This is a genomic window from Burkholderia sp. BCC0397 (genome assembly GCF_902832865.1).
Taxonomy (GTDB): domain Bacteria; phylum Pseudomonadota; class Gammaproteobacteria; order Burkholderiales; family Burkholderiaceae; genus Burkholderia.
Genome location: NZ_CADFDL010000006.1, coordinates 376,257 through 400,442 on the forward strand (window position 1 = coordinate 376,257; position 24,186 = coordinate 400,442).

A 24,186-nucleotide genomic window follows, 5' to 3' on the forward strand; every position below is an offset into this window, starting at 1 on the left:
CGGGGGCGCCCCGCCGCGGCGCCGTCATGCCGCCACCGGCTCCCACGACAGCAGCGGCGCGAGCGACTTCGCCTGCGGCATCCGTCCGATCGTGTCGAGCGCGGCCGCTTCGAGCCGGCGGCGCTGCGCGGTATCGCGCACCAGCTCGACGCAGGTGTCGACCAGCGCGTCATACGGCGCCGCACGGAACCCGGCCACATAATCCGGATCGACCGATGTCGTCGGCGACACCTCGCCGACGATCGCCTTGCCGTTCGTCATCAGATAGAACGCGCGCACCACTTCGAAAATATGCGACGCGTAGTGATGCAGGTTCAGCACGACTTTCGCCCGCGCGATGCAGGCATCGCGCTCGGCGCCGTAGATGCCGCCGCTGACGATCCCGACTGTCAGCCCACGCGCCTGCAATGCCTCCAGAACCGCTGCCCGGCGCGGGCCGATCGTGCCGTAGAACAGCACGTCGATATCCTGCTCGACGTCGTCCGGAATGCGGCGCAGCTTCGGATGGAAGCCGAGCTTCAGGTAGCGCGCGTGCCCGATGCCGAGGCTGTGGAGCTTCGCCAGGTTGCGCGCGCTGTAATCCCAGGTTTCGTATCGCGATGTCCAGTGATAGATGTTCGCGTTCCACGGCTGTTCGTCGACATGAAGCTGCTCGGTGTTGACGACGATCGTGTCGTCCGGCACGTGCTCGGTCTCGCGTGGATCGGCGAGATGGCAGCCGATCAGGATGTTCCGTGCGTCGGACATCATGGTGTTCTCGTTGAAGTGAACCGCGTGGCCGAGATCTTCGAGCCCGTACGCGATCACTTCGGCGAGTTCGGTGAATGCGCCCGAATGCGCATAGCCGGACGGGCGGACGATGCAGAGGTTGTAGTCCATGACGCGCGCCTCCGTGCGGTCAGCCGACGAGATCGCGCAGATCGGCGGCGGCTTCGTCGAGGACGGGCTGCCAGTCGGCGAACGTCTTCTGCCGATACAGCGACGCGCTCGGATAGAACGGACTGTCGCGGCGATCGTTCTGCCAGACCCAGTGCGGGTTCGCATCGAGCAGCACCCACGTGAACTGGCCCAGCGCACCGCTCAGGTGGGCGGCCGACGTGCAGACCGTGATCACGAGATCGAGTGCGCCGATGAAAGCGGCGGTGTCGTCGAGCGTTTTCCATTCGCGTGTGGTGTCGTTCACGACGAACCCATTGGAACGGGCGGCCTCGATGTCGTGTTGTGCGCCGGGCTGCAGCGAGTAGAACGCGACGTGCTGCTGCAAGCCGCCGAACGCTTCCGCGAACCGTTCGAGGCCGACACGGCGGAAGCGGTTGCGTTGATGCGAGAGGCTGCCGGTCCACGCAAGCCCGACCTTCAGCCGTTTCTCGCCGGCGAGCGCCGTGCGCCACGCGTCAGTGGCTGCCGGGTCGGCGTGGAGGTAAGGCGCCGTCGTGGCGATCGCGTCGCCGTCGAGGCCCAGCATGCCCGGAATGCTCATCAGCGGCAGCTCGAAATCGAACGCGGGCAGATTGTCGATTCGCGTGCTGGTGTCGAACACGTCGACGTGTTGCGCGAGGCTGCGCGCGAACAGCGCGCCCATCACCGGAAAGGCGTTCCACACGATCCGGCCGCCTTCGCGATGCACGCGCTCCGCGAGCAGCGGCACGTAGCGGCAGAATTGCAGTGCGTCGCCGAGGCCCTGCTCCCCCCATACGAGCAGCGTCTTGCCCTTCAGCGATTCGCCGCGCCAGCGCGGGCCCGGAAAAGCCGGCAGGTGGCCGCGCAATTCGGCCGACCCGTCCCAGCGCGATTCGTAGTTGACCCACCCCGATGCGAAATCGCCGCGCGCGAGTTCGAGCAGCGACAGGTTGTGGCGGTACGTCGCGCTGTGCGGCGCACGTTCGACCGCGAGCGTCGCGTAGTGCTCGGCTTCGTCCCGGCGTTGCGCTTCTTTCAGCGCGAGGGACGCGTTGTTCAGCGCCAGCGCATTGTCCGGCGCGAGCGCGGCTGCCCGTGCGGCGGCACGCAAGGCGCCGTCGAGATCGAAGCGGTCGATGCGCGTGACCACGGCGTTGGTCCACGCGCGCCGGTCGTTGGGGTTGTCGTCGAGTGCGCCTTCGATCAACGCGAATTCCACTTCAGGATCGCCGCCGGTGAGGCGGATCGCCAGCGCGAGGTTGTTCTTGAGCGACGGCCAGGACGGCGCGAGGGCGAGCGTGCGGCGATACGGTGCGATGGCGTCTGCGTGACGTCCTGCCATCTGCATCGCGTAGCCGCAGTTGAACGCGGCTGCGGGCGAGTCGGGACGCCGTTCCCAATGCGCGGCGGCCAGAGCGGCCGCGCGTCCGACTTCGCCGCGATCGATCAGCGTTTGCGTGGTGGTGGCGACGGCGTCGTCGTTCGCATCGAGCGACGATGCATCGGTGCTCTTGGCGAGCATCGTGTTGTCGATGCCGTGTTCCAGCAAAGCGGTGTCGTCGAAAGCAGGCGTGTGATGGGCCGGGGTGGTCTGCATGGGATGGGCTCTCCTGAAACCTGCGCGCGTGTCGACGCGGCGGGCGGTTGCGTGGTCTGTGTCGGGGGCTGCCGGCGGCTTGCGCTTCCTCGCACAAGCGGCGCGGCGCCGTCTTGATTGCCACTTTATGGATCGCCATCCGGCAACTGAATAAGACCAGTCCGAATTGACGACGCGGTACGAAATGCGCCGACACGGTACGAAATGCGCCGACACGCCGACTTCACCTGCCGTCACGTTTGTAGTCCCAGTCCTATTTTTGCGTTCACGGTGTGCCAATAAGACCTGTCCGATAGAGATCGCGTCCGACGATCTTTTTAATACGCAGTATTCCGGCCGACGTCGTTCGGCCAGTTCAGACAGGGAGTACTGATTGATGAGTGCGGCAGATTTTCTGGTGAAAGGCACCGTGGTCGGGATGGTCGCGAGCGCGGCCACCGTCGGGCTGGTTCACGTAGTGGTCGAGTTCGGCACGCGCTGGTCGTCGAGCGGCATGGTCGTGACGATCGCGACCGCGTTGCTGATGGCGATGGCGCTGCTCGTGCCGCCGCTCGTCGCCGCGTGGCGCAATCGCGACGACGTGGTCGATCCGTTCTACGAGCCGGCGGCGTTGAAGCCGATGTTGCAGGGGCGTGCGCTCGGCATGGCGATCGGCATCGTGTTCGGCATTTCGATCGTGACGGGGTGGTGACGATGTCGATGCCCGTTACGGATCGAACCGATATCCGCCTTGCACCGGTGCGGCTGCCAGCCGCCGACATACCGGCTGTCTGCCCGACGCTTCGCGTGATTTCGCTGCGCGGCGAGTGTGGCCGCCGCGACGCGTTTCGTACGAACAATCCTGAAATCGATTTCGAATTCGCCGACGCGATCGACGGGCGCGCGCTGTCGGAGGCGGACATCGCCGCAAGCGCGCTGTTCGCGGACGGCCTGCCGTACACACGCGGCGCGATCGGCGTCGCGATGACCACGCATCGCCTGTGGACCGACATCGCGGCGGGCAACGAACTCGTCACGATCGTCGAGGACGACGCGATCTTTCGTCCCGACTTCAACGACGCGGCGATGCAATTCCTCGCCGCGCATGCCGATCGCTACGACTTCGTCGCGTGGGGTTACAACTTCGATTCGATTTTGCGTGGCGCGATCTTCAACAGCCGCACGCCGGTGACGATGCGTTTCGACGAAGCGGCGCTCGGGCAGGCCGTCGACGATTTCCGCAGCGACCGTGGCCCCGTACTCGTCATGGATCTGCTCGAGTTCTACGGGATTTGCGCGTACACGATTTCGCCGGCCGGTGCGCGCTTCCTGCTCGACCACTGCTTTCCGCTGCGACCGGAGACGCTGTTCTCGCACGGCCTCGGCCGCACGCTGCCGAATTACGGGATCGACGTCGCGATGAACAAGTTCTACGGCGCGATGCGCAGCGCGGCCGCGTTTCCGCCGCTCGCCGTGACGATGAACGCGCGCGACACGTCGACGATTCAACGGTGATGTCATGCGGAATAGGACCAGGCTGATTGTGCGGACGCCATATGCGCTTCGACAATGCGAAGGTCGGGCGGCTGCATGGTATGCGCCCGATACCTCGTATCCGAAGCCTAGCTTCGTTGGACGCGCTGCCCGGTCACCGGGCAGCGTATTTTTCTCCGCGCGCGGCCGAAGCGAACGATGCCTTCGGTACCCGCAAAGCCGGACGGACACACGTGAATGTCTTGCGGCGACCGGTGGGCTCGGTCGCATCTGCACCATTTGGGTCGCAGGTTGGGAGAACGCTGCCTCATGCGAGCGCAGGGCATTCATCTCTGTCTTTCTGCCCGTCGATCGTCGCAGCGTGACCGGCGGCGACGACGCTGCAAAGCCATGCGCGGCCGGCCCGACCGGTTCGCGTTTCAGGTCTGGCCGTGGCGCGATCGCTCGCGCGCGGCCTGTCAGGCGCCGACGCGATCGGTTGCCCGCGGCGAAGCTGCCGCATCTCCTCCCGGCCGCCATCGCGTGCGGCATCTCCCTCCCTCGATGAAGGAATCGTCATGAAGAAGCATCACATTTCCATTGTTTCCACGCTGATCGCACTCGCGTGCGCCTGCGGTGCCCCTGTCGCACGCGCCGCAGGCACGAAAACCGAAACGCCGCTGCCGACGGGCGTCGAAGCGGTCGTCAACGACACGCCCATCGCGCGCAGCGATGTGGACGGCATGATCGAAGCGTCCGGGCAAGCCGTCACGCCCGCGCTGCGCGCGCAGGCCAAACAGGAACTGATCGCCCGGCATCTGGTCGAGCAGGCGGCGGAAAAGGCCAACTACGGCAGTCGCCCCGAAGTGAATCGCGTCGTGATGCGCGCCCGTACGGTCGCGGCGACGGATCTCTACCTGCGCGACAACGTGCATCCGCAAGCGGTGACCGATGCGCAGGTGAAGGCGCGTTACGACGACATCGTCGCGAATGGCGGGCAGTTTCAATATCGCGCGGAAGTGATCGCGGTGGCCGATCCGGCCGAAGTGAACGCGCTGGTTGCGGAGCTGAAGCAGGGCGCTGCGTTCGACGCCGTGGCGAAGAAGTACAACACGACGCCGAATGGGGGTGTTGCACAGTGGGTCGAGTTGCGCACGCCGGTGGCCGACGGGAAGGCGGGCGGCTTGCCGGTGTCGCTCGCGCAGGCGATTACGTCGCTGCAACCGGGCGCCGTCGCGGGCCCGATCCGGATCGGTAATGCGTTTGCGATCGTGAAACTCGACGAGAAGCGCCCGACAGTCGTGCCGACGTTCGAGGCGGCGAAGACGGTGTTGCGTCAACAGCTCGAAGCGCAGGCGCAGCAGCGTGCGATGGCGGCGCTGGTGGACAAGCTGGCGCAGCAGGCGACGATTCAACAGTAAGCGGGTGTATCAGGAAGACGGCGGATCGGGTGATTCGTCGGGTTGGCCGCTGCCGTCGATTTCGGTAGCGGCTTTTTTGTTTTGTGTCGAGCCTGTGAAGCCGCTATTGTTTGAACTTCATTCGCACGCCATCGCGGGTATCGCCCGCAGGCAATTGAAGGAGGAAATCAACGATGACTAAGGCTCACTCGGACGAAGACCAGTACGTGCCGGTGCCGCACACTGCGGCCGACGCCGCTCGCCTGCTTGAAGATCCGGCCGTCAAGGTTGCGTACGACGAGTTGGAGGAGGAGTTCGCTGCGCTCCATGCACGGCTCGCACAGAATCAGCCTGGTCCGATTGGTTGTAACGATCGTTCACGTTAAATTGAACGAGTGTGGCGCCGGAACCGCTTCGGCGGCGGCCGTTGGGCCCGGCCGTCGTCATGCTATGTGTTTGATAGCACTACTCCTAACGCTGCCTCATGCGAGCGCCGAGGCGCTTCCGGCCGCCACACACTTCTTTCAGGAAGCGCTTCGCCTCGTAGCGCTCAATCCGAATCGCCAGAATCTGCAGTTCCTTACCCGCAGGCGTTTCTGGCGCTGGATCCAGGTCGACGAGCGCGGATACCGTCTTCAGGGCGGCCTCGTAATCCGCCTCGGTTCGAATCTGGTGAAAGTCAGTCTTGTTGGTCATTGCGATTCGCCGTTGTTCTCGTGCTTGCCCGTCGTGGGCAAGCACGGCCGGCTACCGTTTGTCGATGTGCTCCACGTTCGGCGGAAGCGTTGCGATGCCGCACATGAACACTTATTGGCGCTGGCCTTGGCTCGGCCGTCAGATCGAAACCGTAATCCCCGCCGGCCCCGATTCCCCCGCCGGCTTCACCACGATCTCCACATGCTGGCCAAACGACGCCAGCGTCAGCATCAGTTGATCCAGTGAAACGTTCCGCAGCCGCTCGCGCTGCTCGGGCGTAACTGCCGGTCGCGCCATCTCGGCGAGCGCAGCGGTCTCTTCCTCGTTCAGGCCGCGCGAAGCGATCAGTGCGTTGAGCTTCAGCACGAGGGCGGACTTGGCCGCCAGTTCACCGACATCGTAGTAGTCGAAATCGTCCGGTACGTCGTCGGTGTATTGATTCGGATCGCCGTAGTTCATTGCGCTTCTCCCGCCGTCACCGAAACCAGCTGCGGCTGTTGTGCTGCCGCAGGACCGACATCGGGGCACTCGTCTTTCCCGCGATGATCGCAATCCGCGTCGTCGATCGGCGTGATCACCAGCCGCTTGTGCGACACCTCGATATGCAAACGCTGCTCGGGATCGAAGCCCGCCGCCTCGATCCATCGGCCGGACAATTTCATCCACAGATGCACGACAGGCGGCGCCATGTCGGCGAGCCGGAGGTGCGGAACGATACGGCGGGATTGAAGAGACGATCGAGTGGAGACAAAGCAATCGTGGAAATACATCGGTGCGTTATGATTCGCGCCAGCCATGGTCAACTCCGTTGTTGAGTTGGTTGTGGTCAGCGGCCCGTGGGTGCTGTTATCACCTGCGGGCCGCGCTCGTTTACGCAGCGGATTTCCAGCATCGCTTCATCACACGTGCTGCGTGTCGAAGCGGCCTGAGAAATCGTCGCGAAAACGTGCAACCACTGTAGCCGAGAACATCCGGCGTCAGGCACCAGTCATGTACGAATTCATCGGCATTGGCCATCTGGCCAATGCTTCGAATGCTTGCTGCACAACGATTCCGGGGCATTCGCATCGGCTGGACGCATCGTCGTTTCATTGCCGATGTGTCAGAAAGCGTTTCAGAGACGCCTTCGATCAGCCTGCCGCACGCCGCACGAGGATCTCGTTCGCAGCCTGTCGATAGCGTTCGAACTCCCGCGCGAACGCCGCTGCATCGCCCGCCAGCGCCAGCGCTTCCATCGACGCACAGAGCCCCGAAATCTCCCGCTCGCCGATCATCGCGAACGCACCGCGCATGCTGTGAATCTCCGAACGGGCGACCTTCAGGTCGCCGTCCTGCAATGCGCGCGCAATGGTCGCGCTCGAACGCTGCGTTGCATCGGCGAGCACCGTGTGCAGGTCTTTCGGCAAAGGGCCGGGCGCCCGCGTCGGTGCGGGCGGATACACCGGCCGCCGCCACGTCCCCGTGTACTTCGTGATCGCCTGGTCGAGCGATTTCAGCGACGTCGGCTTCGTGACGATCTCGTCGATGCCCGCTTCCCACGCCAGGCGCAACACGTCGGGTTCCGCATGCGCGGTCACCGCCAGGATCGGCTGCACGCGCCCGCGCTCGCGCAGCACGCGCGCGAACGCGTACCCGTCGAGGCCGGGCATGTTCAGATCGGTCAGCACCACCGCGTAGTCGTGGCGATCCACCAGATCGAGCGCGTCCGCGACGTTCGATGCGATATCGGCCTGATAGCCGAGTACGTCCAGCTGATCGTGCACGAGCGAACGGTTGACCGGGTTGTCGTCGACGAACAGCACGCGTACGTTCGGCGCATCCTCGCCCGGCAGCGCCTGGGCCGCGCCCGGCTGGCGGTCGAGCGGCAGCGGCAACGTGACGACGAAGGTCGAGCCGACGCCCGGCACGCTGTTCGCCTCGATGCGGCCGCCCATCGATTCCGCGAGCTTGTAGCTCAGTGCGAGGCCGATGCCCGTGCCGCCGAAGCGGCGCGCGATCGATTCGTCGGCCTGCGCGAACGGCTCGAACACGTGCGCCAGCTGATCGGCCGTCATGCCGATGCCCGAATCGCTGACGCGGATCGTCACCGGCGTCGCGTCGCCCGGCGGCGCCGACACCGACAACGCCACCGCGCCGCGATCGGTGAACTTGATCGCGTTGCTGACCAGGTTGACGACAATCTGCCGCACGCGCATCGGGTCGCCGAGATACGTATGCGTGACCGCCGGATCGATGTCGATGCGCAGCGCGATGCCCTTAGCGCCGGCCACCGGCTCGAACAGGTCCGCCGCGTCGCGCATCAGCTCGTCGATCCGGAACCCTGTCGCTTCGAGGGTCATCCGGTCGGCCTCGATCTTCGTCATGTCGAGCACGTTGTTCAGCATGTCGAGCAGCATCCGCGCGGCCGACGTGACCGCATGCAGGCGCGGCTTCTGCCGGCTCGGGTCGGGCGCCTTGTCGAGCAGTTCGAGATTGCCGAGCATCGCGTTCAGCGGCGTGCGGATCTCGTGGCTGATCGTCGCGAGGAACGTCGATTTCGCGCGGTTCGCGCTGTCGAGCGCGCGCTCGGCGTCGGCGCGCGTCGTGATGTCGGAGAAGCTGCACAGCAGCGCGTCCTTGCCCTTGTAGCGCACGCGCACGAAGTTGACGAGCAGGTCGCGCGCGCGGCCGTCGGCGAGCGTCACCGGCAGTTCGACGTCGAGCTGGACCGGCGCAGCGTGCGCGTGCTCGCGGTAGCGCGCCAGCAGCCGTTCGTGCAGCGGCGGATCGCCGGCTTCGCGGTCGTACAGCTCGAGCATCCGGTTGCGCAGCAGCACCTGATGCGTGTCGGGCGCGACGAGGCCAATGCCGAACGGCGCGGTCGCGACGATCGTGCGGCTCATCCGCTCGCTTTCGAATACGCGGCGCGAGCGGCGGAACAGCGGCGCGAACACCCGCAGGTCGAACGCGATCACGAGCGTCCACAGCACGATCAGGATGGTCGCGGTCGTGCCGAATTCGCGCAGCATCGTCGACCAGAGCGCATAGGCGATCGTGTGCCACGAATACGCATAGACGATCGCGTAGCCGGTGTCGGAGATCCGGTCGCTGATCGTGAACACGCCGTGCCGGTAGCTTTCGTCGAAATGCACGAGGCCGCGTCGCCAGGTGCCTTCGGCCAGCGCGTGCTTCATCAGCGCGGCGCCGTCTTCCGCGTTGTCGGTGCGATCGACATGCAGCAGCACGCGGCCGTTTTCGTCGATCAGCATCGCGACGGTGTCGTCGGGCGCGTGCTTCATCCGGTCGGCGATCACGTCGACGTCGAAGTCGCTGACGAAGGTCATGAAATGCCGTTGCCCGTCGAAAGCGGGTTCGACGAGACGGAAGACCATCTTGCCGGTCAGCGGATCGATGGCGGGCGCCTGCCATGCGATGCGGCGCGACAGGCGCCAGTAGCGCGCGATGGCCGGATCGGACCAGTCGGCGGCGTCGAACGCGAGGTGCTGGATCAGCGCGTGCGTGTCGGACACGCCGATGTGCGCGAGCACGTCGTGATACGGCATCGACGGCGGCGGCGTGATCGCGATCACGTTGCGGTCGGGGCTGTATGCGTAGCCGCGCACCGCGCGCCCGGTCTGACGCTCGGCGGCCGCGACGGAAATCGTCTGGCGTTCCATCAGTTGCACGTAGCGATCGGTTTCGTCGTTGGCCAGCGCGGCGGGCGACGCCGCCAGGAAGATCTCGCTCACGCCGCGCATCGGTGCAAGCAGTACGTGGCCGTCGCGCCGCAGTGCGTCGGACGCCGCGCGCGCATGCGGCGGATGGCCGTTCCACAGCAGTTCGGCATTGATCACCGCGCGGCGCATCGACGCCTGCTTCGCGTCCATTTCGAGCTGCACGAGCGCCTTGTGCGTCGCGAACAGGTCGCGGCGCTCGGCGATGTAGTCGCGCACCGAGCCGACGAGCAGGATGCCGGCCGCGATCAGGATCACGAGCGACAGCACGACCGCGCCGCCGTACAGCGTGAAGCGCTGATACCGGTTCAGCAGGCTCAGGTCGCGCGCGTCGTCGTCGATCGACGCGAACGGCGCGCTGGCGTCCGTGTGGGACGCGAAGAGATGGCGGATGGGCATGTGACGAACACCGGTGAATCAATGCGCAAATCGGGAGACGCGCGCGGTGCGTGCGGCAAGCGCCGCCGCGAGGCCGGGACGCGGACGATATCCGCGAGCCATACGAATGGCAGCGCCATGCGTTGCCGGCTCGGGGAACGGGAAAATTATCGGGATAGCGGACGGGCCTGTATGTAGGGCAGTCCGAAACACTCGCGCGCGATGGGTAGGACCAGTCCTACTCGTGCAATCGGCGGCGCGCTGCGTATATAAGGCCCGGGACGCGGATGTGTCAAACGGAATCGATCGAGAGAATGGTGCGTCGGGTCGTGTTTGACACGGCTGATTGTCAAGCAACGTTATGTTAGGACCAGGCCTACAAAATAATTGCTATCGCGTCCAGCCGTCTGATTATCGAAATGACAGGCGATCAATACATTGGCATCTGTGGACGAGGTTCGTCCTTCCCACTTCTCTTCTACAGGGGCTATCAACGTGAACAAGTCTTATCGGACCGTCTGGAACGCGACGACGGGCACATGGGCGGCGGCGCCCGAAACGGCGCGGATGCGCACGAAATCGAAATCGAATACGGCGATGCGTTCGTCGGTGACGGCGGCTGTCGCGGTGATGGCCGGGGTGGGTGGCGGTACGATGGCAGCCGATGCGAATGCGCAGGCAGCGAACGGTGGCGGGTCGTTGTCGCTTTGTGCGCCGGGCGGAACCGCAGGAATGCTTTTTGGCGGCGGCAACGCCACCGGCACCCGGAACACCGGGGCGAATTGCGGTGCTCCGATCGCTAACTGGCGGCTCAGCGAAGGCCACGCCCGATCGTTTCAGCTTTACAACAATGCGGATGCACGCGGTTCGGGCATCGGTCAGGCAAGCGCAGCGACCGAGGCTGGCATTAGCGGCACCGTCGACGGGCACCTCTTCTTGCTGGGCGGTTCCGGCGTACACCTTCGGGGAGCGGTGGACGTCGACAGCAACTTCAATATGACGAACCACCGCATCAACAACCTCGCCGCTGGCGTGGCGGGCACGGACGCGGTCAACGTGAGCCAGTTGAATTCGGCGATTGCGGGCGCAGCGACGGCAAGCAATCCGTATGTGGCGATCAGCACGGGTCTGTATGCTGCGGCGACGCCGGCGCGGGCAGGCACCAGCGCGACCGCAATCGGCGCCAACGCCAGCGCGACGGGTGTCTCGGCCGTGGCATTGGGCGGAAATACGGTTGCAAACGCTACCAATGCCGTGGCGCTGGGCACGCTGGCCCGCGCAACGGGCGCCGAGACAGTGGCGGTCGGCGTAGGTGCCAATGCCGCTGCCAATAACGCCACGGCAATGGGGCGCCTGGCCGTAGCGGCGTCAACCAATACGACTGCGGCCGGCAATAACGCCTATGCGAGCGGAGATGGCGCCACTGCGCTTGGCATGACAGCAAGCGCCGTGGGTGCGAACGCCATCGCGGTGGGTCGCGGCTCCAGCACGAGCGGCACCTTTGGATCGGCGATCGGCTATACCGCTAATGCAACCACGAACGCGGTTGCGATCGGCGTGCTCGCCAATGCCGCGTCGGCGTCGAGCGTCGCATTGGGCGAGCGGGCAAGCGCAACGGGCGCAACGTCCACTGCGCTCGGTCGTGGCACCCAAGCTACCGGTACGAGCGCTGTCGCGCTCGGTGCGAACTCGATTGCCGATCGCAACAATTCAGTCTCGGTAGGTTCGACTTCGCTGCAACGACAGATCACGAATCTGGCAGCGGGTACGGCAAACACGGATGCGGTGAACCTCGGCCAGATGAACACAGCGCTTGCTGCGAAGGTCGACAATGCATACGTGAACGTCAATCCGGGCGCGGGGGCTACTGCAGCGGCGGCGGCTGGCGGTTCGGTGGCGATTGGTGGATCCACCTCCGCAGCCGGTGGCTCGGCTGTCGCAGTCGGTCGTGCTGCGAATGCACTGGCTGCCCAATCCATCGCAATGGGCAACAATGCATTGACGAATACCACGAGCACCGCTGCGGTTGCATTGGGGTCGAACGCGTCCGCCACGGGTGATTGGAGCGTCGCATTGGGCGGCGCGACAGCAAGCGGTCGAGGTGCGGTTGCAACGGGATCTTACGCGGTGGCACTGGGAACGCTTTCCCAGGCGACTGCCACGGACTCCGTTGCGTTAGGTTATGGGTCGGTAGCCGACCGTGACAACACGGTATCCGTCGGTGCGGGATCGCCGAATGGCGACGGAAGGGTGTTTACGCGACAAATCGTCAACGTCGGTGCAGGCACGCAGGCAACCGATGCGGTCAACGTCGGTCAGTTGACGGGCGTGACGAATGCGCTCGGCGGCGGCGCGGCTGTTGGGGCAAATGGCAGCGTCACGAATCCGACCTACAACGTCGGCGGAACCGATTATCACAACGTCGGCGACGCGCTCGATGCGCTTGCGTCGAGCGGTATCGGCAATCCCAATGCGGTCATTTACGACGATGCAACCAAGAGCACCGTGACGCTGGGCGGCACAGGTGCGACGGCGCCTGTCGCGCTGAAGAACGTCGCCGACGCGAAGGACGATCACGATGCACTGAATCTCGGTCAGTTGAAGGACGCGGGCCTGGTCGGCGACGACGGCGCGGGCAACCTGACGTCGATGGCGGTGACGTACGACGGCGCGGCACGCGACAAGGTCACGCTGGCGGGCACGGGCGGCACGACGCTGTCGAACGTGAAGGCCGGCGTGGCCGATATGGACGCAGTGAACGTGTCGCAACTGAAGGGTTCGGGACTGATCGGAGACGACGGCAAGTCGATCGCCGCGGTCACGTACGACCGTAACGCGGACGGCACGCCGAACTACGGCACGGTGACGCTGGGCAACGGCGCAGGTCCGACGCAACTGAAGAACGTCGCGGACGCGACGGACGATCTTGACGCACTGAACCTCGGTCAGCTGAAGAACGCTGGCCTGGTGGGCGACGACGGTGCAGGCAACCTGACGTCGCTCGCGGTGACGTATGACGGCGCAACGAAGGACAGCGTGACGCTGGGCGGCGCAGGCGCGACTACGCCGGTCGCGATCCACAACGTAGCGGATGGCGTGCTTGCCGCCGACAGCAAGGACGCGGTGAACGGCTCGCAGTTGTTCGCAACGAACACCCGCGTGGGCGACCTCGAAGATTCGCTGTCGAAGGGCGGCGTGATCGACCCGGTCACGGGCGAATCGCTGGCCGTGGTGTACGACAGCAACGCAAAGGACACCGTGACGCTGAAGGGCACGGACGGCACGACGCTGTCGAACGTGAAGGCAGGTGTCGCCGACATGGACGCGGTAAACGTCTCGCAGCTGAAGGGCTCGGGCCTGATCGGAGACGACGGCAAGTCGATCGCCGCGGTGACGTACGACCGCAACGCAGACGGCACGCCGAACTACGGCACGGTGACGTTGGGCAACGGCGCTGGCCCGACGCAACTGAAGAACGTCGCGGACGCGACGGACGATCACGATGCACTGAACCTCGGTCAGCTGAAGGACACAGGTCTGGTTGGCGACGATGGCGCAGGCAACCTGACGTCGATGGCTGTGACGTACGACGGCGCGGCGCGCGACAAGGTCACGCTGGCCGGCGCGGACGGCACGACGCTGTCGAACGTGAAGGCCGGTGTGGCCGACATGGACGCAGTGAACGTTTCGCAGTTGAAGGATTCGGGACTGATCGGCGATGACGGCAAGGCAATTGCCGCGGTCACGTACGACCGGAATGCGGACGGTACGCCGAACTACGGTTCGGTGACGCTGGGCAATGGCGTCGGTCCGACGCAAATCAAGAATGTCGCGGACGCGACGGACGATCACGATGCACTGAACCTCGGTCAGCTGAAGGACACAGGTCTGGTTGGCGACGATGGCGCAGGCAACCTGACGTCGATGGCTGTGACGTACGACGGCGCGGCGCGCGACAAGGTCACGCTGGCCGGCGCGGACGGCACGACGCTGTCGAACGTGAAGGCCGGTGTGGCCGACATGGACGCAGTGAACGTTTCGCAGTTGAAGGATTCGGGCCTGATCGATCCGTCGACGGGCAAGGCAATTGCTGCGGTCACGTACGACCGTAACGCGGACGGTACGCCGAACTACGGCACGGTGACGCTGGGCAACGGCGCAGGTCCGACGCAACTGAAGAACGTCGCGGACGCGACGGACGACCACGATGCACTGAACCTCGGTCAGCTGAAGGACACGGGTCTGGTCGGCGACGACGGCGCAGGCAACCTGACGTCGATGGCTGTGACGTACGACGGCGCAGCGAAGGACAGCGTGACGCTGGGCGGCGCAGGCGCGACTATGCCGGTCGCCATCCACAACGTAGCGGATGGTGTACTCGCCGCCGACAGCAAGGATGCTGTGAACGGCTCGCAGTTGTTCGCGACGAACACCCGCGTGGGCGACCTCGAAGATTCGCTGGGGAAGGGCGGCGTGATCGATCCGGTCACGGGTGAATCGCTGGCCGTGGTGTACGACAGCAACACGAAGGACACCGTGACACTGGCAGGCACGAACGGCACGACGCTGTCGAACGTGAAGGCCGGCGTGGCCGACATGGACGCGGTAAACGTTTCGCAACTGAAGGGCTCGGGCCTGATCGGCGACGACGGCAAGTCGATCGCCGCGGTCACGTACGACCGCAACGCGGACGGCACCCCGAACTACGGCACGGTGACGCTCGGCAACGGCGCAGGCCCGACGCAGATCAAGAACGTCGCGACGGGTGTCGACGACCTGGACGCGGTCAACGTCAAGCAACTGGACACGGGCCTGTCGGATCTTCGCGACGAGCTGTCCGGCGGCAACCTGCGCTTCGTCAAGGTCAATGCCGACCCGACGACGGGCACGCCGGCCATCGCCAGCGGTGCGCTGGCCGTCGCCATCGGCGCGGGCGCACAGGGCGCGGGCGCCAATTCGCTCGCGCTCGGCAGTGGTGCACGGGTGTCCGGCAACGGCTCGGTCGCGATCGGCTACAACTCGGTCGCGAACCAGAACAACGTCGTGTCGGTCGGCGCGGCCGGCCAGGAACGCCGGATCGTCAACGTCGCGGACGGTGACGTCGCATTCCAGAGCACGGACGCCGTCAACGGTGGTCAGCTGTATGCGGCGCTGAACACCCTGTCGACGTCGGTGACGTCGAAGACGCAGCAGGCGATCGACAGCTTCTCGTCTGAACTCGACAAGAAGACCAAGGCCGCGATCGACGAGGTGAGCGCGCGCTCGATGCAGCCGATGGACGTCAGCGATCCGCTCGTCGCGATCGAAGGGCTGCAGGGCAACAACCTCGCTTCGCTGAACGGCGCGGACCCGGCGACGGCCACGGCGGCCGCGATCGGCACGTCGTCGGTGGCAAGCGGCGGCAACGCGGTGGCGGTCGGCCTGCAGAACATCGCGGGTTCGAACAACTCGGTCGCACTCGGCAGCTTCGCGCAAACCGGCGCCGGCCAGGATTACTCGGTCGCGATGGGTTCGAACGTCCAGACGAACGGCACGCAAGCCGTCGCGATGGGCGCGAACGCGCAGGCGAACGGCGACTACGCGCTGGCGATCGGCAACAACGGCGCGCAAGCGATCGGCGACAGCTCGATCGCGGTCGGTAACGCCGCGAACGTGCGTGCCGGTGCGACCAACGCGATCGCGATCGGTACCGGTGCGAACATCGCGCGCAGCGTCGAAGGCGCGATGGCGCTCGGCGCGAACGCGACCGCAGGCGCGGCCAACAGCATTGCGCTCGGCGCGGATTCGTTCGCGAATCGTGCGAACGCGCTGTCGGTCGGCCGTGCAGGTGCGGAACGCCAGATCGTCAACGTCGCGGCAGGCACGCAGGCGACCGATGCGGTGAACGTGAGCCAGCTGACGGGCGTGACGAATGCGCTCGGTGGCGGCGCGGCGGTCGGTGCGAACGGCAGCATCACGAATCCGACCTACAGCGTGGGCGGCAACGATTACCACAATGTCGGCGACGCACTGGATGCGCTCGCGGCAAGTGGCATCGGCGATCCGAATGCGGTGACGTACGACGATGCAACGAAGGGCACCGTGACGCTGGGCGGCACGGGTGCGACCGCGCCGGTGGCGCTGAAGAACGTCGCAGACGCGAAGGACGATCATGACGCACTGAACCTCGGTCAGTTGAAGAACGCTGGCCTGGTGGGTGACGACGGTTCGGGCAACCTGACGTCGATGGCGGTGACATACGACGACGCGGCGAAGGACAGCGTGACGCTGGGTGGCGCGGGCGCGACCACGCCGGTGGCGCTGCACAACGTGGCGGACGGCGTTCTGTCCGCGACGAGCAAGGACGCGGTCAACGGTTCGCAACTGTTCACGACGAACCAGAACCTCGGCGACCTGAAGGATTCGCTGGAGAAGGGTGGCGTGATCGACCCGACGACGGGCGAATCGCTGGCGGTGGTGTATGACGGCGCGGCGAAGGACACGGTCACGCTGGGCGGCGCGGGCGCAACGACGCCGGTGGCGCTGAAGAACGTCGCGGACGCGAAGGACGACGGCGACGCGCTGAACCTCGGCCAGTTGAAGGATGCAGGCCTGGTCGGTGACGACGGCGCGGGCAACCTGACGTCGATGGCGGTGACGTACGACGGCACGGCACGTGACAAGGTCACGCTGGCGGGTATTGACGGCACGACGCTGTCGAACGTGAAGGCCGGTGTGGCGGACATGGACGCGGTGAACGTTTCGCAGCTGAAGGACGCGGGCCTGATCGATCCGTCGACGGGTAAGCCGATTGCGGCGGTGACGTATGACAGCGCGGCGAAGGACACGGTGACGCTGGGTGGCGCGGGCGCAACGACGCCGGTCGCACTGAAGAACGTCGCGGACGGCACGGACCGTCACGATGCGATCAACCTCGGCCAGTTGCAGGACGCGGGCCTGGTGGCGCCGGTCGATCCGACCAATCCGGGTGCGGGCCTGACGTCGCTGGCCGTTGCATACGACGGCGTGGCGAAGGACGTCGTCACGCTGAAGGGCACGGACGGCACGACGCTGTCGAACGTGAAGGCCGGCGTGTCCGACATGGACGCGGTGAACGTTTCGCAGCTGAAGGACGCGGGCCTGATCGATCCGTCGACGGGCAAGCCGATCGCGGCGGTGACGTACGACCGTAACGCGGATGGCACGCCGAACTATGGCTCGGTGACGCTGGGTGACGGCACGGGTCCGACCCAACTGAAGAACGTCGCGGACGCGAAGGACGACGGCGATGCGCTGAACCTCGGCCAGTTGAAGGATGCAGGGCTGGTCGGCGACGACGGCTCAGGCAACCTGACGTCGATGGCGGTGACGTACGACGGCACGGCGAAGGACAGCGTGACGCTGGGTGGCGCAGGCGCGACCGCGCCGGTCGCCCTGCACAACGTGGCGGACGGCGTGCTCGCGGCAGACAGCAAGGACGCGGTGAACGGTTCGCAATTGTTCACGACGAACCAGAACCTCGGCGACCTGAAGGATTCGCTGGAGAAGGGCGGCGTGATCGACCCGACGACGGGCGAATCGCTGGCCGTGGTGTACGACAGCGCCGCGAAGAACAGCGTGACGCTGGGCAACGCCGGCGTGCCGGTCGCGATCCACAACGTCGCAGCCGGTGCGGTGAACGCAACGAGCAACGACGCGGTCAACGGCTCGCAGCTGTTCACCGTGTCGAAGAGCGTCGCGGACAAGATCGGCGGCGGCGCGGGCGTCGGCGCGGATGGTTCGCTCACCGACCCGACGTACTCGGTCGGCGGCCAGGACTACCACAGCGTGGGCGACGCCCTCGGTGCGCTCGACAAGAACAGCGCCGGCAATCCGTTGGCCGTGGCATACGACAGCGCGGCGAAGGACACGGTGACGCTGGGCGGCGCGGGCGCAACGACGCCGGTCGCGCTGAAGAACGTCGCGGACGCGAAGGACGACGGCGACGCGCTGAACCTCGGCCAGTTGAAGAACGCCGGCCTGGTGGGTGACGACGGCGCGGGCAACCTCACGTCGATGGCGGTGACGTACGACGGCGCGGCACGTGACACGGTGACGCTGGCCGGCGTGGACGGCACGACGCTGACGAACGTGAAGGCGGGCGCGGTGACGGCCACCAGCATGGACGCGATCAACGGTGCGCAGCTGCACGGCACGGCACAAAGCGTGGCCGATTCGCTGGGCGGCGGCTCGACGGTCGGTGCGGACGGCAAGGTGACGAACCCGACGTACTCGCTGGCGGACCCGGCGGACACGTCGAAGCAAGTCGCCTACAACAACGTGGGCAGCGCGCTGGAAAACCTCGACGGCCGCACGGTGACGAACACGGAAAACATTACCGTGATCAACAAGCAGCTCGCCGATTCGGGTCTGGTCGATCCTGTGACGGGTCAGTCGATCGCCGCGGTGACGTACGACCGCAATGCTGACGGCACGCCGAACATGGGTTCGGTGACGCTGGGCGGCGCGGGCGCAACGGCTCCGGTGGCGCTGAAGAATGTCGCGGATGGCACGGATCGTCACGACGCGATCAACGTCGGCCAGTTGCAGGACGCGGGTCTCGTTGCGCCGGTCGATCCGACCAACCCGGGTGCGGGTCTGGCTTCGCTTGCGGTGACGTATGGCAAGAACGCGGACGGCTCGGCGAACTTCGACAAGGTCACGCTCGCCGGTACGGACGGCACGACGCTGTCGAACGTGAAGGCCGGTGTGGCCGACATGGACGCGGTGAACGTCTCGCAACTGAAGGACGCGGGCCTGATCGATCCGTCGACGGGCAAGCCGATCGCAGCGGTGACGTACGACAGCGCGGCGAAGGACACCGTGACGCTGGGCGGTGCGGGTGCAACGACGCCGGTCGCATTGAAGAACGTCGCGGATGCGAAGGACGACGGCGATGCGCTGAACCTCGGCCAGCTGAAGAACGCCGGTCTGGTCGGCGACGACGGCGCGGGCAACCTGACGTCGCTGGCGGTGGCCTACGACAGCGCGGCAAAGGACAGCGTGACGCTGGGCGGCGCGGGCGCAACGGCGCCGGTGGCGTTGAAGAACGTCGCCGACGGCACGGATCGCAACGACGCGATCAACCTCGGCCAGTTGCAGGACGCAGGCCTGGTTGCGCCGGTCGATCCGACCAACCCGGGCAAGGGGCTGACGTCGCTCGCGGTGGCATACGACAGCGCGACGCAGGATGTCGTCACGCTGAAGGGCGCGGACGGCACGACGCTGACGAACGTGAAGGCGGGCGCGGTGACGGCCACCAGCACGGATGCGATCAACGGTGCGCAGCTGCACGGCACGGCGCAGAGTGTCGCCGAATCGCTGGGCGGCGGCTCGACGGTGGGCGCGGACGGCAAGGTGACGAACCCGACGTACTCGCTGGCCGATCCGGCGGATGCGTCGAAGTCGGTCGCGTACAACAACGTGGGCAGCGCGCTGGAAAACCTCGACGGCCGTACGTCGACGAACACGGAAAACATCACCGTGATCAACAAGCAGCTGGGCGACTCGGGCCTGGTCGATCCGGTGACGGGCCAGTCGATCGCGGCGGTGACGTACGACCGCAATGCGGACGGCACGCCGAACCGCGGTTCGGTGACGCTGGGCGGCGCGGGTGCAACGACGCCGGTCGCACTGAAGAACGTTGCCGACGGTACGGATCGTCACGACGCGATCAACCTGGGTCAGCTGCAGGACGCAGGCCTGGTGGCGCCGGTCGATCCGACCAACCCGGGTGCGGGTCTGGCTTCGCTCGCGGTGACGTATGGCAAGAACGGCGACGGCTCGGCGAACTTCGACAAGGTCACGCTCGCCGGCGCGAACGGCACGACGATCACGAACGTGAAGGCAGGCGCGGTATCGGCCACCAGCACGGACGCGATCAACGGTGCGCAACTGCACGGCGTGTCGCAGAGCGTCGCGAAGTCGCTCGGCGGCGGCGCGGCCGTCGACGCGAACGGCAACGTGACGAACCCGTCGTACAAGGTCAGCGACAAGACGTTCGACAACGTCGGCGATGCGATCGAGAACATCTCGAACAGCCTCGTCCACGGCTCGATCGGCCTGGTTCAGCAGGACGACACGACGCGCGACATCACGGTCGCAAAGGACACGGACGGCACGACCGTGAACTTCGCGGGCACGGCGGGCAACCGCGTGCTGACCGGCGTGGCCGCGGGTGCGGTGAATGCGACGAGCGTCGACGCGATCAACGGTTCGCAGTTGCACGGCACCGCGCAAAGCGTGGCGGACGTGATCGGCGGCGGCACGACGGTCGATGCCGACGGCAAGCTCGCGGATACGTCGATCGAGGTGAACGGCAGCAAGTACAAGACCGTGGCCGAAGCAGTGCAGGCCGCAGCCGCGTACGGTGCGACCGATTCGCTCGCGGTGCGTTACGACCTGAACGGCGACGGCACGCCGAACTACGGTTCGGTGACGCTGGGCGGCACGGGCGCGGCGCCGGTGCGACTGACGAACGTGGCGGACGGCGCGAGCCAGTACGACGCGGTGAACTTCGGCCAGTTGAGCGAGCTGAGCGACCGTATCGGCGGTCTCGACGGCCGTGTCGGCGCGCTCGAGCAGCAGCCCCCGGGCAGCGGTGGTCCGGGTGACGGTGGCTCGGGTAACGAGTACTTCGCCGGCACCGATGTTGGCACCGGCAGCACGACGCCGGCCAACGCGGGCAGCGGCACGGGCAACACGGCCGCCGGTTCGGGTTCGACGATCGGTACGGGCGCGAACAACGCCACGGTGATCGGTTCGAACGCGGGCGCGTCGCAGAGCAACGGCGTCGCGATCGGCTCCGGCGCGAAGAGCGCGGCCGAGGGCTCGACCGCAATCGGCAGCGGCTCGAACGCATCGGGCAACCAGTCGGTCGCGATCGGCTCGGGCGCGAATGCGTCGGGTTCGAACTCGGTTGCGCTGGGTGCCGGCTCGACGGCGTACAGCGACGACACCGTATCGGTCGGCTCGATCGACCGGACCCGCACGATCTCGAACGTGTCGGATGGTGTGAACGCGACCGACGTCGCGACGAAGGGTCAGCTCGACCGGGCCATGGGCGGCATGCAGGGCCAGGTCAACGACCTGTCGCGTAACGCGTACTCGGGTATCGCCGCGGCCACCGCGCTGACGATGATTCCGGGCGTCGATCCGGGCAAGACGATCTCGTTCGGTATCGGCGGCGCGACCTACAAGGGCTATCAGGCCGTGGCGTTCGGCGGCGAAGCCCGCATCACGCAGAACCTGAAGATGAAGGCCGGCGTGGGTATGTCGAGCGGCGGCAATACGGTCGGCGTGGGCGCTTCGTATCAGTGGTAACGCGCAGGGCGGGGCACATCGCCCCGCCCGTCCCGACTTCCCTCATTCAACTTTTTATGCGTCCGCCTCCAGGCGGACGTTTCATCATGACCATGAAAACCTTGTTGTTGCGCGCCGCGTCGATCGGCGCAATCGCGATGGCGCTCGGTGCGTGTACGACGCAATCGGGCCTCACCTACGACATCCGCGCGGTGTCGATTCCCGGCAAGCCGGACAACGTGTTCCGCGTGAGCTGCGACGGGCTGCTGGGCAGCGCGAACGCATGCGCCCGCGCGGCGGAGGAGTTCTGCCAGGGGCAAGGCTTCACGCCGCTCGAAATGATCGACCGCGTGTACAGCCGTGCGCCGAAGAAGGATCCGCGCGAGATCACCTTCCTGTGCGGCAAGCCGCAGCCGGTCGTTCAGGCCCCGCAGCCGGTCGCACAACCGCAGCCGCAACCGCGGCCGGCCCCGGTCCCGCAGCGCCAGGTGCTGCTGCAGGGCGACGCGAACTTCGCGCTCGACAGCGCGGTGCTCACGCCGCAGGCGCGCGACAATCTCGACCGTTTCATCGAGATCAACCGCGGCGTCGAATTCCGTCGCGTGACCGTCACCGGCTTCACCGATTCGACGGGCAGCGCGACGCACAACCTCGCGCTGTCGGCTTCGCGCGCGCGCAACGCGATGAATTACCTGAGCGCCAACGGCCTGAAGGCGCAGTCGTTCGTGTCGCAGGGCCAGGGTGCGGCCGAGCCGGTCGCGTCCAACGCGACGGCCGAAGGCCGTGCGCAGAACCGCCGCGTCGAGGTCCGGATCGACGCGCAGTAACGCGTAACGGATGCCGTTCCACCGGTATGCGCGGGGCGGCGATCGGCCCTGAGCCGATGCAGGACGCTCCCCCCTTCAGCCAGTACCCGAAACCGCCCGCTCGTCACGAGCCGGCGGTTTTTTTATCGCGTCGCACCATCCGGAAGCCGCCACCGGCCGGGGCGATGGCTGATGCCCCCGGTTTCATGCGAAGATAGCGCCCAATTACGATCCACGACGCCGCGATGCGCGCCGTTAGCCGCCAGCCGCGCGGCGATCCGGCCGCGACGATTGCCGCGCAAATCTGGACGACTATGGGAAGCTATCAGATACGTGTGGTACTGGCCGACGATCATCCGGCGATGCTCGCCGGTGTCGAACACGGCCTGTCGTCGGTGCCGACGATCCAGTTGACCGGCAAGGCCGTCAATTCGACCGAGCTGATCAAGCTGCTCGATGCCGGCGCGTGCGACGTCGCGGTGTCCGACTATGCGATGCCGGGCAGCGCGCACGGCGACGGCATCACGCTGTTCTCCTACCTGCAGCGGCACTATCCGGCGGTCAAGCTGGTCGTCCTGACCATGCTCGACAATCCGGCCGTGGTCGGTGCGCTGACACGCCTCGGCATTACCTGCATCGTCAGCAAGTCCGACACGGTCGATCACCTGATTCCCGCGATTCACGCGGCCGCCACCGGCGGCACCTATTACTCGCCGTCGGTCGAGAAGGTGGTGCGCACGCTCACGTCGCATTCGAGCGCGCGGGCGGCCGACCAGAAGCGCGATTTGAGCGAGCGCGAGCTCGAGGTCGTGCGGCACTACGCGTCGGGCCTGACCGTCAACGAAATCGCCGAAAAACTGAGCCGCAGCAAGAAGACGATCAGCACGCAGAAGGCGCGCGCGATGGAAAAGCTCGGGATCGAGAAGGACATCGACCTGCTGCGCTATGCGATCGAGCACGGGATCGTCGCCGCATCGGGCAGCGAAGGGCGGGGCGGGGAAGAGGAAGAAGGCGGGGCTGCGCCGGTTTGACGACGCCGGCTGCATACGGGCGTGCGCAGCCGCCGCCAGGCGGCGAACCGGATGGCGGAGGTCGGGGGCGTGAGCCACTCTGCGCCGGCGCCTCGCGGGCGCCGGCCGGTTCATTTCATCGATTCATGTCTTCGGCGTTTCATTTCGCCTCGCCGGCCGCATGCGCCGGCGCATAACCGTAGTCGGTCACCAGCCCGCACGAAATCGCATAACGAACGAGATCGACGTCGCGCTCGATGCCGAGTTTCTGCATCGCCGAACTCTTTTGCGTGCTGATCGTTTTCTTGCTGCGGCTCAGTTTTTCGGCAATCTCGTTGACCGACAATCCGGACGCAAATAGCCGGATCACTTCCACCTCGCGCACGGACAACGCGGGCGCCTTGCCGCTCAGGCTCCCCGCATGGCGCAGGATCCGGTCCATCGAAGGCGACAGATAGCGTCCGCTCGTATAGGCCGCGTGAATCGCCATCGTCAGGTGGTTCGGCAAGTCCGACTTGCTGACGATGCAGGCGATGCCGAGATCGATCAGCGCGCGCAGCGCCACCGTGTTCTCCATCATCGTCATCACGACGATCTTCAGGCCGGGGTGGCGCTTGAAGATGGTGGTGAACAGTGCGAGGCCGTCGCCGTAATCGCTGCCCGGCATCGCGTAGTCCGATACGAGCACGTCGCACGGATATTTCGCGAGCGCTTCCATCAGTTCCGTCGAGTTGTGCGCGGTCGCGACGACCGAGATCGTGTTCGTCGCGGACAGTTCGTAGCGGGCGCCGATGACGACCGCCGGATGGTCGTCGGCGATCACGATGCGGATGGGAAAGGTTCTGTTCATGGTTTCTCACGCGTTGCGTCGTGCCTGGCGGCACGCGCTCGGCGTCGTTGATGCGGGGTGGGGCC

At 66.1% G+C, this 24,186-nt stretch carries 15 protein-coding genes; 7 read left to right on the forward strand and 8 right to left on the reverse strand.

The genetic code is table 11. From position 1 onward, the window contains the following. Positions 1-24: 24 nt before the first annotated feature. Together HWX03_RS21115 and HWX03_RS21120 are read right to left on the reverse strand one after the other, a co-directional pair. On the reverse strand, positions 25-879 hold the full coding sequence (locus HWX03_RS21115; protein ID WP_175872555.1) for a hypothetical protein: 855 nt from the start codon (positions 877-879) through the stop codon (positions 25-27). A 19-nt stretch (positions 880-898) separates the two neighbouring features. Then, positions 899-2,497, reverse strand: coding sequence for a hypothetical protein (locus tag HWX03_RS21120; protein WP_175872556.1), 1,599 nt, complete (start codon positions 2,495-2,497; stop codon positions 899-901). Positions 2,498-2,873: 376 nt separating this feature from the next. On the opposite strand from HWX03_RS21120, the gene HWX03_RS21125 reads away from it, so the two are divergent. The 4 genes from HWX03_RS21125 to HWX03_RS21140 all read left to right on the forward strand — a co-directional run bounded on the left by HWX03_RS21125 (position 2,874) and on the right by HWX03_RS21140 (position 5,735). Next, positions 2,874-3,188 (forward strand): hypothetical protein, encoded by a 315-nt coding sequence (locus HWX03_RS21125; protein WP_175872557.1) that lies wholly within the window; start codon positions 2,874-2,876, stop codon positions 3,186-3,188. Between the two features lie 95 nt (positions 3,189-3,283). Beyond that, positions 3,284-3,991: a glycosyltransferase family 25 protein gene (locus tag HWX03_RS21130; protein ID WP_244132714.1), complete on the forward strand. Its 708-nt coding sequence runs from the start codon at positions 3,284-3,286 to the stop codon at positions 3,989-3,991. A 536-nt stretch (positions 3,992-4,527) separates the two neighbouring features. Next, a complete protein-coding gene (locus HWX03_RS21135) occupies positions 4,528-5,370 on the forward strand; it encodes a peptidyl-prolyl cis-trans isomerase (RefSeq protein ID WP_175872559.1) in 843 nt (280 codons plus the stop codon). A gap of 173 nt (positions 5,371-5,543) precedes the next feature. Next, positions 5,544-5,735 carry a hypothetical protein gene (locus tag HWX03_RS21140; protein ID WP_175872560.1) on the forward strand — a complete coding sequence of 64 codons (192 nt, stop codon included), beginning with the start codon at positions 5,544-5,546 and terminating at the stop codon, positions 5,733-5,735. Between the two features lie 85 nt (positions 5,736-5,820). Here the strand turns inward: HWX03_RS21140 and HWX03_RS21145 are convergent, their stop codons facing one another. The 5 genes from HWX03_RS21145 to HWX03_RS36985 all read right to left on the reverse strand — a co-directional run bounded on the left by HWX03_RS21145 (position 5,821) and on the right by HWX03_RS36985 (position 10,909). Beyond that, positions 5,821-6,045 carry a hypothetical protein gene (locus tag HWX03_RS21145; RefSeq protein ID WP_175872561.1) on the reverse strand — a complete coding sequence of 75 codons (225 nt, stop codon included), beginning with the start codon at positions 6,043-6,045 and terminating at the stop codon, positions 5,821-5,823. 138 nt (positions 6,046-6,183) lie between these two features. Further along, the gene (locus tag HWX03_RS21150) at positions 6,184-6,504 is read right to left on the reverse strand and encodes an XRE family transcriptional regulator (RefSeq protein WP_175872562.1); all 321 of its coding nucleotides are present in this window, start codon (positions 6,502-6,504) and stop codon (positions 6,184-6,186) included. Beyond that, a complete protein-coding gene (locus tag HWX03_RS21155; RefSeq protein ID WP_175872563.1) occupies positions 6,501-6,842 on the reverse strand; it encodes a SymE family type I addiction module toxin in 342 nt (113 codons plus the stop codon). Before HWX03_RS21155 ends, HWX03_RS21150 begins: the two co-directional genes overlap by 4 nt. A gap of 333 nt (positions 6,843-7,175) precedes the next feature. Then, positions 7,176-10,157, reverse strand: a complete 2,982-nt coding sequence (locus HWX03_RS21160; RefSeq protein WP_175872564.1) for an ATP-binding protein — start codon at positions 10,155-10,157, stop codon at positions 7,176-7,178. A 485-nt stretch (positions 10,158-10,642) separates the two neighbouring features. Beyond that, a complete protein-coding gene (locus HWX03_RS36985) occupies positions 10,643-10,909 on the reverse strand; it encodes a hypothetical protein (protein ID WP_244132715.1) in 267 nt (88 codons plus the stop codon). 1,477 nt (positions 10,910-12,386) lie between these two features. Between HWX03_RS36985 and HWX03_RS21165 the strand changes: the two genes are divergently transcribed. From HWX03_RS21165 to HWX03_RS21175, 3 genes are all read left to right on the forward strand, one after another. Further along, entirely contained in the window at positions 12,387-21,476 is a 9,090-nt protein-coding gene (locus HWX03_RS21165) for a YadA-like family protein (RefSeq protein WP_244132718.1), read from the forward strand. Positions 21,477-21,562: 86 nt separating this feature from the next. Next, complete coding sequence (locus HWX03_RS21170) at positions 21,563-22,282, forward strand: OmpA family protein (protein ID WP_175872566.1); 720 nt, start codon at positions 21,563-21,565, stop codon at positions 22,280-22,282. 293 nt (positions 22,283-22,575) lie between these two features. Continuing rightward, positions 22,576-23,292 carry a response regulator transcription factor gene (locus tag HWX03_RS21175; RefSeq protein WP_175872594.1) on the forward strand — a complete coding sequence of 239 codons (717 nt, stop codon included), beginning with the start codon at positions 22,576-22,578 and terminating at the stop codon, positions 23,290-23,292. Between the two features lie 139 nt (positions 23,293-23,431). Here HWX03_RS21175 and HWX03_RS21180 read toward each other — a convergent pair whose 3' ends face one another. Next, the gene (locus tag HWX03_RS21180) at positions 23,432-24,121 is read right to left on the reverse strand and encodes a response regulator transcription factor (RefSeq protein WP_175822760.1); all 690 of its coding nucleotides are present in this window, start codon (positions 24,119-24,121) and stop codon (positions 23,432-23,434) included. Positions 24,122-24,186 lie beyond the last annotated feature (65 nt).

Coding starts and splice junctions, on each gene's coding strand:
- HWX03_RS21115 (WP_175872555.1), bottom strand. CDS start 879: ATGGACTACAACCTCTGCATCGTCCGCCCGTCCGGCTATGCGCATTCG.
- HWX03_RS21120 (WP_175872556.1), bottom strand. CDS start 2,497: ATGCAGACCACCCCGGCCCATCACACGCCTGCTTTCGACGACACCGCT.
- HWX03_RS21125 (WP_175872557.1), top strand. CDS start 2,874: ATGAGTGCGGCAGATTTTCTGGTGAAAGGCACCGTGGTCGGGATGGTC.
- HWX03_RS21135 (WP_175872559.1), top strand. CDS start 4,528: ATGAAGAAGCATCACATTTCCATTGTTTCCACGCTGATCGCACTCGCG.
- HWX03_RS21140 (WP_175872560.1), top strand. CDS start 5,544: ATGACTAAGGCTCACTCGGACGAAGACCAGTACGTGCCGGTGCCGCAC.
- HWX03_RS21145 (WP_175872561.1), bottom strand. CDS start 6,045: ATGACCAACAAGACTGACTTTCACCAGATTCGAACCGAGGCGGATTAC.
- HWX03_RS21150 (WP_175872562.1), bottom strand. CDS start 6,504: ATGAACTACGGCGATCCGAATCAATACACCGACGACGTACCGGACGAT.
- HWX03_RS21155 (WP_175872563.1), bottom strand. CDS start 6,842: ATGGCTGGCGCGAATCATAACGCACCGATGTATTTCCACGATTGCTTT.
- HWX03_RS21160 (WP_175872564.1), bottom strand. CDS start 10,157: ATGCCCATCCGCCATCTCTTCGCGTCCCACACGGACGCCAGCGCGCCG.
- HWX03_RS21170 (WP_175872566.1), top strand. CDS start 21,563: ATGACCATGAAAACCTTGTTGTTGCGCGCCGCGTCGATCGGCGCAATC.
- HWX03_RS21175 (WP_175872594.1), top strand. CDS start 22,576: ATGGGAAGCTATCAGATACGTGTGGTACTGGCCGACGATCATCCGGCG.
- HWX03_RS21180 (WP_175822760.1), bottom strand. CDS start 24,121: ATGAACAGAACCTTTCCCATCCGCATCGTGATCGCCGACGACCATCCG.